This is a genomic window from Moorena sp. SIO1G6, from assembly GCF_010672795.1.
In the GTDB taxonomy this organism is placed as follows: Bacteria; Cyanobacteriota; Cyanobacteriia; order Cyanobacteriales; family Coleofasciculaceae; genus Moorena; species Moorena producens.
On record NZ_JAAHFZ010000095.1, the window covers coordinates 1 to 12,778 of the forward strand.

Here is a 12,778-nt window from a genome sequence, read left to right on the forward strand (position 1 = left end):
AATAGCCCCTTGTTTAGTGGTAGTCTGAATGCAGAAGTATTTGAAGGATGGTTAAGCCAATATTTATTACCCTCATTAACAATTCCTTCAGTATTAATTATGGATAATGCACCAATTCCTAGAAAAAGTGCAATTAGAGAATTAGTAGAGTCAGCCGGTCATCAAGTATTATTTTTGCCGAAATACTCTCCAGATTTCAATGATATAGAGCATGATTTTAGTGCTTTAAAGAGAGCCAGAATGTATACTTCTATAGACACTTCTCTGGATGAAGTGATTCGTGAATATTGTGCTTCTTAGTGTCTCCTCCTTATTTAAAATAACTATAGGAGCAGGAATATCGGGGGTGCATCTCATATTTGTAAAAAAGAAGGGGAAGTGTGGGAAGTGTGGGAAATGTGGGAAATGTGGGGCGGGAAGTGTGGGGCGGGAAGTGTGGAAATTTTCGCGCGAATTTTTGCCTAATTGCATCGCTACCAAAAATCCCTATATAATTGATTAATTATTGCCTCTTGCCTCTTGCCTCTTGCCTCTTGACTTTCTCTAAGTGACTATGTTCACAACTCAAATAAAAATGCTATATTAGATATCAGTTAATCAGCTCAAATACATCTACTGTTTGCAGTTTTCCCTTGATTGAAACTTGACCCAATTCCCGATAGGTATACTGGTGCTTGGTCGCTTCATAGACACTACCACTGACGAGGATCTGACCCCCGTTGGCCATAGCTTGTAATCTGGCAGCGATATTGACTTCATCACCAATGGCTGTATAGTCCATATGCTGGGGAGAACCAATGTTTCCGACCACAACTTCTCCTGAACTAATCCCAATACCGGTTAGAAAATTCTCCCGGATCCAGGGGGTAGGCATAGTCTTAAGTTGATGTTGCATAGCAATAGCAGCTGCGATCGCTTGTCCCTGATTATCCTCTAGCTTAGAGGGGGCACCAAACATAGCCACAATCATATCGCCCACAAATTTATTTACTGTTCCCTCGTGGCTGAAGATAACATCCACCATGCAGGTAAAATATTCGTTCAGGTATTCAACAATTTTATGGGCTTCTAATTCTTCACACCGAGTTGTGAAATTCCGAATATCAGAGAACAATATAGTAATAGGCTTTTTGGCTGGAGTCAGAGAGATATTGCCCTTGGCATCAATAATAGCTTGGACAAGTTGGGAAGGAATATAGCGTTCCAGTCGGCTTTTAATCCGCTCCTCCTGTAGTTTATTTCTATGGAGCAAGGCATTTTCAATAGCTCCTGCTGCTTGAGCTCCAAGAATCGTTAAAAATTTCAAGTCTTGAGCTGTATAATTAACTGGTTTCTCACTACAAAAGTTAATCAATCCCAGCAGACCCTTTTGGGTTTTTAGAGGAGCACAAACCAGAGAGTTGATGGACTTCACACTAGCAATAAACCTGGGATCATCTTGAACCTGATTCACAATATCAGCCTTACCAATTCCTAGCCCATTCTTTGTATTACTATTGCTCAGCTGAAAAAATTCTGTTGGATTATACTGTTTGCCAAAGGCGGAGATTATATCTAGTTGCTCAGTTTCGGAATTAATTAACAAGACTGAACCACAATCTCCTGGAATCAGTCTTCTCGCTTCATCCAGGAACAGCTGAGCAATAGCGGACAGCTCTAAACAGGATGGAATCCGTTCCGAAACTCTATAGAGTAAATTAATTTCTCGGTATTGATCTAAGATAGCACTGCCTAGATCTTTTTTTTCTAATTCTTGATTAGCTAAATAATTCAGGAGTTCTTTAATTGCGATCGCTTTCTGATCCCCTTTGACCCAGCCAATCACCTGACCTCTTGCTTCAACGGGATATTTATTGGCTAAGTTACAACGTCCCAATATCGGAATTTTCCTAGGATTGTCCAACAGCAGCTTTCCGTGGATATCCTCAATCTGGACAGCGGTGTCTATGGCGTCAATCAGTTGACTTATGACCCCTAGCGCTTTTGGCTTAGAAATAATTTTTTTGAGACTGATAGATGCCATACTTTGTGCTACTATTGTAAGTTTGCTTAAAAGTATCGATTCAAAGTACTCCTCACCCGTTCCTCTCGAAGCATATTCTCATAGAGGATAGCATTAGATATGGCTGATGTGGCTTGAGATGCTAAAGCACTGATTAATTTCAAATCCCTGGCTGTATAGTCTACAGGTTTTTCACTACTGAGCTGAATGACACCAATTACCTGATCTTTGGTCTTGAGTGGAACACACATTAGGGAACTGATCGGATAATCAGATGGCACAAACCTGGGATCCGATGAGACATCGTTAACGATTTCTCCTACACCAGTCATAATCACACTGCCAACAATACCTGCTATCGATTGCTTGTGGGGTCTATCCCCCATTTCTGGCTCAAAGCTAGCCAGTACTTCCAGTTGGGATTTATCTTGGTCTAGCAAAAAGACAAATCCCCGATTCACTTGAATTAATTCCCTAGTTTGATTAATCACAATTTGAGCAACATCTTGAGGCATTAAATTGGCAGTTAATTTCCCCGATAGATTGTAGATTAAGTTTATTTATCGATAGTTCTCTAAGGTTTCTATAGCAATTGATCGGCGTTCTAGTTCTCGATTCGCTAAATAATTGAGTAGAGCGGCAATAGGACGAGCATTCTCTCCTCCCCTAACCCACCCTAAAGTAGTTCCTTTCAGGTCTATCTTGTATTTACCAGATGAATCATCAGGCTCATCTCCGAATAACAGTTGCTCATCAATGTCTTGAATACTAATATCTCCTCCCAGGGAATTTATCAGGTTATTGAGCAGTGACGAGATGTCTTTTTGGGCAATTATTTTTTTCAGTTTAATAGCGGCCATGTAGTTTAGTAAAGCGGTTTTAAATTAGGTGAGTTACATTTTTTTAGGGAGCAGGGAGCAGGGAGCAGGGAGCAGCTTACAAGGGTATGATTTTAATATGGAAGGTATTCGCTGGCCAGAAAATCAATCGAGAGTAAAAGCAAACACGATATTGTAAAACTGATGATGAAAAGTCCTCAAGCTGATCAGGAATGGTTAAGAGTGGTCACCCTTAAAAATGCCCCACTTGAGTAAATCTCAGGCCATAGGATTAGCGATGGGTCGCAATGCAATCGCCATAACTCACAGTTGTGGATTATCGACGGTAACAGTGTTTCTAGCACAATTATTCAATAAGCCAGAAGGAAATGTCTCAGAACAATTGCGACAATGGTATCGAGAAGCCAATAATAAGTATGGTAGGTTCCGACAGGAAATAGAAGTAACTCAAAGTTTTAAACCGTTATTAACTTGGTTGTTGAGTTGGTGGTCGAAGGATGAAAAAAGCCTGGTGTTAGCTGCAGATGCTTCCACCTTGGGACAGCGCAAAACATTGTTGGTGATTAGTGTAGTCTATCGTGGCTGTGGCATTCCTGTAGCCTGGAAAATTATCAAAGCCACAGAAAAAGGTAGTTGGTTTCCTTACTGGTGTCAATTGTTCTCACACATCGAAGTGAGCATGCCTGATGATTGGTTTGTGATTGTTGCTACAGATAGAGGGTTGTATGCCAAGTGGCTCTACGAGGCCATCAGGAAAAAGGGTTGGCATCCTTTGATGCGAATTAATCATCAAGGATATTATCGAGCCTCACACCATCAGAATTTTGTCCCAATGTCTTCATTAATTACTCAGGTTGGTCAGCACGCTTAGTGGTCGAGTCACCTGCGCATGCGACTCATAGTCTTGATTGTACTCTTCTGGCTAACTGGGAATCGGGCTATGCTGACCCTTGGTTAATCTTGACAGATCTATCTCCACAACAAGCTCAAATCTGTTGGTACAGTATGCGTAGTTGGATTGAATGTTTATTCAAAGATATTAAGCGTGGTGGTTTGGGCTGGCATCACACCTTTAGGAGTGATCCTGGCCTTTCGGCCACGCTACGCGAACAACGGGCTGAAAGATTATGGTTAGCCATTGCCACAGCCACATTGTGGTTGGTTAGTGTTGGAGGAGAAACTGATGGTGATTTATCTGCTAGCAGTCTGTCTGACAACCATGGCAATAATAAGAGTGAATTAGATCAATCACCCTCAACAGCCACTGTCCAACAGACTAGTTGTGATCTCAATCAACCTACTCGTTATTTAAGTTGTTTCCGACAGGTGCGACCCGTGGCGAATTTAATTCGACGACTGTAAGCGCACCTTAGGGGTTTTTTGATAATTTTGGCTTCTGTGATTAAACAAATGCCTTTACCTGTTGGCTGCTTTGTTCCTCCATTTTCTCTTGATTCTGGATAATTCTTAAAATCATACCCTTGTAAGGCAGGGAGCAGGGAGCAGGGAGCAGGGAGCAGGGAGCAGGGAGCAGGGAGCAGTGAAGTCATAAAAGGGAATAGGCAAAAGGTAATAGTGGTAAAATAATTTGGACATCATTAGACTATCAAAAAATATATTATTAATCTAATAATATAAAAAATATAGTGGCTAATTTATGTTCAAAACGCACCTTGTTAACCAACGCTTGTTCTTTGGCAATCCCTGAATTAACCAGAATCATATCAGGTTTGAATGAAATCGCTTTAGAAAGACAATCTTGACCATTTCGGGCATAAATTATCCGAATTACTCTTTTCCGTAATACCTGAGTAATCATTTGAGCTTGAGGGAGATGTTCCTCCACTATCAAAACTTGCTTAGTCGGCTTTTCTTGAGAGGTCAGTCGAACAACGTCTTTGAGCAGTTCTTCGAGATTAATCGGTTTGCTCAAACATCGCTCAACTCCTAGAGCATGTTGATCTTCAGTGATGGACAAAATGATAATCGGAATATCCATACTGTGCAAGTCATTTTTAACCACCGCTGCTGTATCAAACCCATTCATTTTCGGCATCACTACATCCAAGATAATTAGATCAGGAGGTTCTTGTTTGATCTGTTGAATTGCTTCCCAACCATCTTGCGCTTCCTGAATCCTGTAACCTTCTGCTCTAAGATGCTGCTTGAGTAGCTCTCGAATCGGAGCTTCATCATCCACAATCAGAATGGTTTTATCCCTGGAATTTGTGGTCATTTTCGAGGTGATCATGGATGATTTTAGTTGGGTGATCAGGGTTTCAGCAGCTATGGTTTTGACTCCAGGTTCAGACTCAACCGATATGGGTAAGCTAAAGGAGAAGTTACTCCCTTTACCCAGTTCGCTTTCGACCCAAATTTGTCCTCGATGATGTTCCACAATTTCCTTACAAATAGGGAGTCCTAAGCCGGTACCTTGAGGTTTTTCAGTTAGAGTATTACCCGCCTGTTTGAATTTTTCAAAGATCAGCGTCTGCTCGGCTTCAGAAATGCCTATACCGCTATCAATGATACTAACGGTAATCTCTGAACCAGTTCGCCTTACTTTACAGTATACAAACCCTTTATCCGTAAACTTAGCTGCATTAGAGATTAGATTAATCACCACCTGAATTAGTCGGTCTCGGTCACCAATTATCTGAGGTAAGCCCTCGTCTATACTCTTAATTAATTCCACATCATTCTGTTCAAACAGAGCAGTCGTAGCAATGATTGCTCGTTCTAGGACATCGACAACTGAGAGGGGTTGCATTTTCCACTCTACTCGACCAGCTTCTAGCTTAGCCAGATCCAGGACATCATTGATCAAAGCTTTGAGACGCTCCCCTTCGGAGATAATGATGTTAACATTTTCTGACACTTGCTTGAGGGTGCGCTGAATCTTGTGGTCATTGGTAGGAATTAAGGGAAATAGGGTTTTTTCCAGTTTTTTCTGAATCAGTTTGGCAAAACCCATTACTGAAGTTAGGGGAGTCCTCAATTCATGGGAAACTGTGGAAATAAAGTCTGTTTTCATCCGGTCTACTTCTTTTTCAAAGGTAATATCTCGGATCAGAATCACCGAACCCATAAAGCCATCCTGACTATCAGGGTTATCTGTAGCCTTAGTATCTTTTAGAATAGCAGTGGCTACGGCTTTGCCAATCCGTTGATTGGTCAGTTCTACTTCAGCGGTAAAGACTTGTTTAGGGTTAGTCTTAGTAAGAGTGACTAGGTTTGCGATCGCATTCCCCAACACTCCCTGACACCCTTGACCGAGTAACTCGGTTTCCCCCAAATCAAACAAGCTCACCAAAGCTGGATTGATGCGAGTAATTTTGCCCTTGGTATCTGTTACCAGTAATCCATCGGCTAAGCTTCTAATCATCGCATCCACGTAAGCTATAGTATGCTGTAATTGAGTCGTGGTGGTTTTGAGACACTGAGCTTGTTCACTGACAATTGTGTACTGTTCTTGAGTAGTGGTGTATAAATGTGCCTGGTTGATGGCGATCGCTAACTGATTGCTCACGGCTTGTAATAGCTCCAATTCCAAATCACTACAGCTCCAAGGCTTGCGGCGCATACAAATTAAATAGCCAGGAGGATGCAACCCCCGAATCATGACTGGTAACGCCAGATAGTTCCCTGTCTGGCAGTAGATGAGTTGATCACCACTATCATGGAAGTGAACCATCTGTCCTTGGCTTAAGCGATCGCATAAATCATCAGAAGATTCGATACGTATGAATCCCACTTGGGACGGTAAATCAGCTTTTCGATGTTCACACAGAATTTCCAAGCATTGTTGGTCTTGGTGATACCAGCCAAAAGTCACTCGGTCGAGACGCAAGAGGGTAGCAATTTCATTGACAGTAGTTTGCACAGTTGTTTCCAAATCCAGAGATTCACGAATACGAGTAGTAAGCCCATTCAGCAGCGCCTCCTGCTGAGCCCTGGCGTTGGTCTGCTCGAAAGTTTGAATCTGTAGTAAAGCAATAACCATGGCGATGATCAGCATCACTCCCAACACCGATGCCAGCAAATTGAGAGAATTGAGTTGTCGCTCCACATTAGCCCGGGGAATCACCAAAGCCACAGACCAATCCGCGTGTTGCAGAGAAGTATAGGCAACATACACCGACTGACCATGCAGTTCCATTAGGGTTACCGACTCTTGCGGGTTGGCTATTTTCCTAGCCTCCATCATCAGTTGAGCAATTTGCTTTAGATTGGGGTTAGGGGAGTCTAAAAAACTCCTACCAAATTGAATTACCTTTGGGTCTGGATGGGCAATGGGTACTCCTTTTGAGTCCAAAGCAAAGGCATAACTCCCTTCTCCCAAGGTAGTATTGGTAATCACCTCTGACAGTCGGTCTAAGGAAACCGGTCCAGCAAATTCTCCTATGGGGAAAGAAAATGGACCAGCCAACTCCCCTGGTTTTGGCAGGGTTACATCCCCCAGTTGCACATCCTCGTTGGTTAGGTTGTCCAAAGCCAGTTTTTTTGGAGTAATTTCCGTGTCATTGTTGGGGGGAACTGACCAGATCGGAGCCGCAATATTGACTTGGCGAATACCAGTAGAACGAGAGACTACCGGATTATCCACAAAGGTTTCTCCTTGCATCGCTCGTTGAAAGTGAGTGCGATCGCTAAGATTCTTCCCCTCAATAAAACCTGCACGACTGGTGTAGTAAGAGCCATTCCCCTTAGCCATGACAAACATATGAAAATCGGGCAATCGTTCTTGCTCGAGTTGCAGATAGGGTTGAGCAACCTCCCAGTCCAAAGACCGAACTTGGGGACTATTAGCAATCGTTTCCACCTTCGCCATCAGAGCCGCCAGCCATTCATCAATTTGATGTCCCGCCATCTTGACCTTCAATTCAGCATTATCCTCCAGACTCTCAAGAATTAGACTCTGAACCACCCAATAACTCGTGAAAGCTGCTGTTCCCACTAGGGCAATGGTGCCACTAATTAACAACCGGGGAACAGAACGCCTTGGCTGCCATAGGGATTGATAACTATTGTGCTTAAGCCACCACTGGCGTCTAAACCAAGTTCCCATATCTCTTATGGAAAATCCTTCCTGTTGTTCCTGAGAAACTTCAGCAGCTTTTGCCTGGGGTTGGGCTAGGATAGTGGGGTCCGAGGAACTGGTGTCCACCTCTGATGCTAAAGGAATACCGCTCACCTGACAGTACCCGTGTGGGTAAACCTTGAGTGGGGAATTATCCGGAAGTGAGTTTCTCTGGGAACTAGCATTAAAACGATTCAGTCTCACTGTTCCGAAGATAGTCCTTAGGCTGGGTTGCCTACTGGTGGGATAAGATGACAATTGTTTACCTCCCCTTTCTCCCCTGATGCCCTCTCTTCCCCCTCTTGCATCCGAGTACAAATTATCCCTATTTTGGACAATACCCCAATCACTTCCAGGCTGGGGATTGACCTGGGTAGAGTACCTACCCTGCCTTCTTGGGTACAGTGCTTCTGGCTGATTGTCTCCCCGCCAATCCAGATAACCTTGTAGCAGTTGCCGCAACAGTTCCATACCATTGATCCAGAGGTTTTCTTCTATCTGGTAATAGGTGAGACGGTATGCTTCTTCAGAACAGAGCCAATTAAGAATTTCTTCAAAGTACTCACGAGCCTGGAGAAATGGATTGAGCTGAGTGTATTCAGATGTTTCCATAATAAAATCGGATATAGCTTTGATATGATCTCGCCTAATCTCTACCAGGAAAATTATAGTCAGTCCGGGTAATTTTTTTTTTAAGTGGTTAGTCGTTAGTCGTTAGTCGTTATATCAAGTCCGGTTAATCACTTATAGCAGTCGCCAGGGCAGTTAGGACATGACAAAAGTCTCAAACCTAAGTAAGCGCAAGAGTTTGACTTCTGACTTCTGACTTCTGACTTTTGAATTATGCTATACCAAATAGTCCCTGTTTTGGTAATGGGCAATCGGTAATGGTGAATCGTCAACTACCAAGTACAAATTACCAAGTACAAATTACCAGAGAAGAGATATCATAATTAGTCAAACTGATTGGATATAATCGGTAATTTACCCTGAATTATCAATTACAAATGACGAATTGTCAGTAATATTACGGTTGACTTGTGGTTCGGTCATTTGATGAACTTCAAATAGGGTCATACTAACTAATACCAATTTCATTTATTCGAGCTACAGATGGTGAACAGGTGTAGGTTAGTCGGTTAGTCGGTGAGCGGGTTATCTTCTGAACCTTCAAATGTGGCCCATGGACAATCAACCATTAAAGTCTAACAATAATCATAATTATTGTTAGACTTTAATGGTTGATCCGTAGAATAAAACTAGTGATATCAAAAATATTTTTTATATTTATTTGGTTATATTTATTATTATAATTTTAATTTCCATAAATAATTATTATAAATTACCATATAAATCAATCAACTATATGGTCAACTCCTCAGACTATAGTCTTTTATTTGATGAACCAATTCAGCCAATACCACTCAAATTAGAACTAAACAAAGACAAGGTTAAACTGGGCAAGGCGCTTTTTCATGACCCCCGACTGTCACAGGATAACACCATCTCTTGTGCTAGCTGCCACAATCTAAATACCGGTGGTACAGACCAAATGGTGCGTTCAATTGGGATCAACAATAGGATTGGCTTGATTAATGCACCCACAGTCTTCAACAGTGGATTCAATTTTAAGCAACATTGGGATGGAAGCGTTGAAACCCTGGAGGAACAGATTGATAGACCAATCCATGCAGAGCATGAAATGGGTTCTAATTGGCAAGAAATCCTCAGTAAGCTCAAGCAATCCCCTGAGTATGTCTCACTATTTAACCAACTGTATAAAGATGGTATCAACAGCGACAACATCAAGGATGCGATCGCTACTTTTGAAAGATCGCTTTACACTCCCAACTCACGCTTTGACCAATTTTTGCGCGGCCATAAAAATGCCCTCTCCTCCTCAGAAAAAGAAGGCTATCGTCTGTTTAAAGCCTATGGCTGTGTTAGCTGTCACCAAGGAGTCAATGTCGGCAGTAATATGTTCCAGGCTTTTGGTCTGTTTGGGGATTACTTCAAAGATCGCGGTAAGCTTACCAAAGCTGATTTGGGACGCTTTAATGTCACTGGCAATGAACGTGATCGTTATGTATTTAAGGTTCCCAGTTTGCGGAACGTGGCTCTAACATCACCATATTTTCACGACGGTTCAGCTGAAACTCTTGAAGAAGCTGTGACGATAATGGGCAAATATGAATTGGGACGCCCACTGTCGCCAAACGATATTGGTCTGATTGTCAAGTTCCTCAAAACTCTCACAGGCGAGTATCAAGGAAAACCATTGTGAACAAAACTCAATTGCTAAAGCTCATAAATACCTTGGCTGCTGTTTTTATCTTGGCTTTTTTGGTTAGGAAAAGTCTACCAATTAACCTTGAATAACACCAACAGTATCAAAATATAGCGGTTTTTAATCTAGTAAGGTACAAGTTTTTGGGTTTTAGGGAGCAGGGAGCAGGGAGCAGGGAGCAGGGAGCAGGGACTTCGGAAGAGGGAAGAGGGAAGTCGGAAGAGGGAAGTCGGAAGTGGGAAGAGGTAAAAAAATATGTGTACCTCATGAGGATAAAAAGCGCTATACTTTAAATCAACAAAAGGAGATAGATGTAATATTAAATCAGGATATTATAAAATCTCGCTACGAGATTAGCAGCTATTACGATCCATTTGTCAAGCATTTATATCAACTCAAATATAATCAAAATAGCATTAACATAATCCCGACATTTATTAATCAGGACGGCAGGTAAAAACTTACTAAAATAATAAAAAAAATCAGAAATAAGAAATCAAAAATAAAAGTTAATCAAAAGATTAAAATTCCAGAATGCAATTCTACAAAACTCCCTTAGTTACTTACCGTTTATGACTAATGATATCGTAAAAAATACCTCGAATAAAAGCGGAAGCCATTATTTAGAAGTTATTCTAGATGAACTGCTGAAAAATATCCTGCTTTACAACCTCAACTCTGATCAGGAATTAGAAGCGCTGATCAAGGACAATATGGATAGGCTGTTGCTGGTCAAAGACCAAAATAATTTTGGTAAAGATGAAGAATTTATCGATCTAGCCCTCAGCCATTACCGAAAAATTATGAGCAATAAACCTCAGGTAGATGAACTGACCCAGCAGCTGCTACAGCTCCCTACCAAGCAGCTAAACGAAGAACTAGATTACGTCTATTGGGACTTTAGCCAAAATCAAGCCCAAATATAGCCCTTACTCGCTTTATATCTGATAAATACGTCCGGATTTTCCTGGAGCCAATGAACAAAACGGCAAGACATGGCACTGCGAAAAGCCTCTAAAGCTTCAGCAAATGTCTTTAAAGGTTTCGATGCCCATCGTCTTCGCAATCCCCCAGTTAATTGATGCCAAAGAATAAAAGTATAGGCACACATGACCAAGATAAAATGCCTCATCAAGCTGCGTTTATGGCGAACTTGATATTCTTTGAGTCCCAACCACCACGCTTGCTCCCGATAAAATACTTCCACCCAATTTCGTTGAGCGTAAGTCTCGACCACCCATTGGGGAGTGACCACATCCGTTTCGACATTTGTCAAAAAATAGTCACGGTGCGCGCCTCCTAGGGCGAGTAAATCGCCCTTGGGTCGCACCGCAATATCTGTGGCTTGACTAAAAGTCGGTTGATTCATGACGATAGCCAGACTTCTTTTTCCACTCAGACGAGATATTTCTACTTCGAGGGTGGCAACCCACAGGGTTTTTGACTTATTTAGATTTAGTTGAACTTCTGTGAAAGCCTCATCCGGAAGGCTTTGGGCTAACTCATCAACCCGAATAGTAACTCCCGAATTTTTGGCGTTCGGGTCACTCACTTTTCGTTCGCGTAGCGTGCGCTTTTGGCGCATTTTTTAGCGATTCGGACTAAATACTTGAGTTGTCGATTTTCTAGCTCTAATAAAAATGATGTATTGTTTCCATATCCAGCATCTATCAGGACCATTCCTGGATGATATCCCCGACTTAATGTCTTATCAATTAACCCCAAGGCTAGCTCCGGTTTCTTCAGGAAGGCTGGATCTTTTTTTCCCTGGGGCAATGAGTTCCCGTGTTGATATAACTCAAGATCTAACGGTAGACTTTTTCGACCATCATACAGATGGGTTGTTACCACCACAATTCCATTATCCGTTTTCCCGATTTCCCCAATGTAAGGCAGACCGACACCTTCGGTGAAGTTTCCACTTTTCCGTTCGCGTAGCGTGCGCCAAAAGCGCTTTGTCCGCTGTCGTCTACAATTAGTGCAAATCCACGTTCGCGTAGCGTGCGCCAAAAGCGCAGGGATTTTGGTCTGACGACAGCTATTCATCACTTGCAACCGGCGTTCGTTAATCTCTTGTTCACTCCAGGAAGCTCGCACCGCAAAATGCCGTAGGCTGTGGTATGAGACATCTACAGCGTTTCCGGCAATCTGAGATAGGTTTTTCCGTTCACTTTCTCCCAATAATCCCCCTAGATAGTGCCTAAACTCTTTTTTTTGAGCTTTTGTGTGAAAGATATCATCAAAACGCTTGCACCATCTCTCGAAGCATGGAGGCATTGCTGTGGAAACAGTTTCTTTCATGGGATTGGACGGAAAAAGTAATCAACCTAAAAAACTTACCCTATATAGCATAGCACTATTTATGCCTTGAATTATCGCGCTTAGTCCCACTATAACCTCTACTATCGCCAAGCTATTGATACAGCTAATACTTATCGTTTATCTAAGTACAGGACAAAAAATGGAGAGAGTTAAGAAAAGCTGGGAAGTGGTGGTCAAGATTGGTGAAAATTGAGCGCAGATAATCAAATCCCAAACGAAATAGGCTCTTGGCTCGTCGTTGATGGGAT

The 12,778-nt window shown here is 42.1% G+C and carries 12 protein-coding genes and 1 pseudogene; 5 read left to right on the forward strand and 8 right to left on the reverse strand.

The window, feature by feature from the left end:
• Positions 1-300 (forward strand): transposase (locus tag F6K63_RS34880; protein ID WP_287314672.1); only part of this gene is annotated, 300 nt, incomplete at its 5' end.
• 289 nt (positions 301-589) lie between these two features.
• Here F6K63_RS34880 and F6K63_RS34885 read toward each other — a convergent pair.
• Genes F6K63_RS34885 through F6K63_RS34895 form a run of 3 tightly spaced genes read right to left on the reverse strand, consistent with a single transcriptional unit; the run spans position 590 to position 2,862 of the window.
• Positions 590-2,023 carry an adenylate/guanylate cyclase domain-containing protein gene (locus tag F6K63_RS34885; RefSeq protein ID WP_008191899.1) on the reverse strand — a complete coding sequence of 478 codons (1,434 nt, stop codon included), beginning with the start codon at positions 2,021-2,023 and terminating at the stop codon, positions 590-592.
• Between the two features lie 26 nt (positions 2,024-2,049).
• Positions 2,050-2,517 (reverse strand): GAF domain-containing protein, encoded by a 468-nt coding sequence (locus tag F6K63_RS34890; RefSeq protein ID WP_287254750.1) that lies wholly within the window; start codon positions 2,515-2,517, stop codon positions 2,050-2,052.
• A 45-nt stretch (positions 2,518-2,562) separates the two neighbouring features.
• Positions 2,563-2,862: a hypothetical protein gene (locus tag F6K63_RS34895; protein WP_287254751.1), complete on the reverse strand. Its 300-nt coding sequence runs from the start codon at positions 2,860-2,862 to the stop codon at positions 2,563-2,565.
• Between the two features lie 226 nt (positions 2,863-3,088).
• On the opposite strand from F6K63_RS34895, the gene F6K63_RS34900 reads away from it, so the two are divergent.
• Together F6K63_RS34900 and F6K63_RS34905 are read left to right on the forward strand one after the other, a co-directional pair.
• Positions 3,089-3,712, forward strand: a complete 624-nt coding sequence (locus F6K63_RS34900; RefSeq protein ID WP_287314674.1) for a hypothetical protein — start codon at positions 3,089-3,091, stop codon at positions 3,710-3,712.
• Positions 3,712-4,203 carry a hypothetical protein gene (locus tag F6K63_RS34905; protein ID WP_287314676.1) on the forward strand — a complete coding sequence of 164 codons (492 nt, stop codon included), beginning with the start codon at positions 3,712-3,714 and terminating at the stop codon, positions 4,201-4,203. The genes F6K63_RS34900 and F6K63_RS34905 overlap by 1 nt, the downstream gene beginning before the upstream one ends.
• A 259-nt stretch (positions 4,204-4,462) precedes the next feature.
• Here F6K63_RS34905 and F6K63_RS34910 read toward each other — a convergent pair whose 3' ends face one another.
• On the reverse strand, positions 4,463-8,533 hold the full coding sequence (locus F6K63_RS34910) for an ATP-binding protein (protein WP_287314678.1): 4,071 nt from the start codon (positions 8,531-8,533) through the stop codon (positions 4,463-4,465).
• 754 nt (positions 8,534-9,287) lie between these two features.
• On the opposite strand from F6K63_RS34910, the gene F6K63_RS34915 reads away from it, so the two are divergent.
• Positions 9,288-10,205, forward strand: a complete 918-nt coding sequence (locus tag F6K63_RS34915; protein WP_287314680.1) for a cytochrome-c peroxidase — start codon at positions 9,288-9,290, stop codon at positions 10,203-10,205.
• A 106-nt stretch (positions 10,206-10,311) separates the two neighbouring features.
• On the opposite strand, the gene F6K63_RS34920 is transcribed toward F6K63_RS34915, so the two are convergent.
• Positions 10,312-10,476, reverse strand: a complete 165-nt coding sequence (locus F6K63_RS34920) for a hypothetical protein (RefSeq protein WP_287314682.1) — start codon at positions 10,474-10,476, stop codon at positions 10,312-10,314.
• Positions 10,477-10,720: 244 nt separating this feature from the next.
• On the opposite strand from F6K63_RS34920, the gene F6K63_RS34925 reads away from it, so the two are divergent.
• Positions 10,721-11,134, forward strand: a complete 414-nt coding sequence (locus F6K63_RS34925; RefSeq protein WP_287314687.1) for a DAHL domain-containing protein — start codon at positions 10,721-10,723, stop codon at positions 11,132-11,134.
• Here the strand turns inward: F6K63_RS34925 and F6K63_RS34930 are convergent.
• From F6K63_RS34930 to F6K63_RS38160, 3 genes and pseudogenes are all read right to left on the reverse strand, one after another.
• Positions 11,119-11,793, reverse strand: coding sequence for a hypothetical protein (locus tag F6K63_RS34930; protein ID WP_287314683.1), 675 nt, complete (start codon positions 11,791-11,793; stop codon positions 11,119-11,121). The genes F6K63_RS34925 and F6K63_RS34930 overlap by 16 nt on opposite strands.
• Positions 11,757-12,509, reverse strand: coding sequence for an IS701 family transposase (locus F6K63_RS34935; RefSeq protein WP_287314685.1), 753 nt, complete (start codon positions 12,507-12,509; stop codon positions 11,757-11,759). The genes F6K63_RS34930 and F6K63_RS34935 overlap by 37 nt, the downstream gene beginning before the upstream one ends.
• A gap of 142 nt (positions 12,510-12,651) precedes the next feature.
• A pseudogene (locus F6K63_RS38160) lies at positions 12,652-12,778 on the reverse strand (IS4 family transposase); the annotation flags it as partial.

Coding starts and splice junctions, on each gene's coding strand:
- F6K63_RS34885 (WP_008191899.1), bottom strand. CDS start 2,023: ATGGCATCTATCAGTCTCAAAAAAATTATTTCTAAGCCAAAAGCGCTA.
- F6K63_RS34890 (WP_287254750.1), bottom strand. CDS start 2,517: ATGCCTCAAGATGTTGCTCAAATTGTGATTAATCAAACTAGGGAATTA.
- F6K63_RS34895 (WP_287254751.1), bottom strand. CDS start 2,862: ATGGCCGCTATTAAACTGAAAAAAATAATTGCCCAAAAAGACATCTCG.
- F6K63_RS34910 (WP_287314678.1), bottom strand. CDS start 8,533: ATGGAAACATCTGAATACACTCAGCTCAATCCATTTCTCCAGGCTCGT.
- F6K63_RS34915 (WP_287314680.1), top strand. CDS start 9,288: ATGGTCAACTCCTCAGACTATAGTCTTTTATTTGATGAACCAATTCAG.
- F6K63_RS34920 (WP_287314682.1), bottom strand. CDS start 10,476: ATGAGGTACACATATTTTTTTACCTCTTCCCACTTCCGACTTCCCTCT.
- F6K63_RS34930 (WP_287314683.1), bottom strand. CDS start 11,793: ATGCGCCAAAAGCGCACGCTACGCGAACGAAAAGTGAGTGACCCGAAC.
- F6K63_RS34935 (WP_287314685.1), bottom strand. CDS start 12,509: ATGAAAGAAACTGTTTCCACAGCAATGCCTCCATGCTTCGAGAGATGG.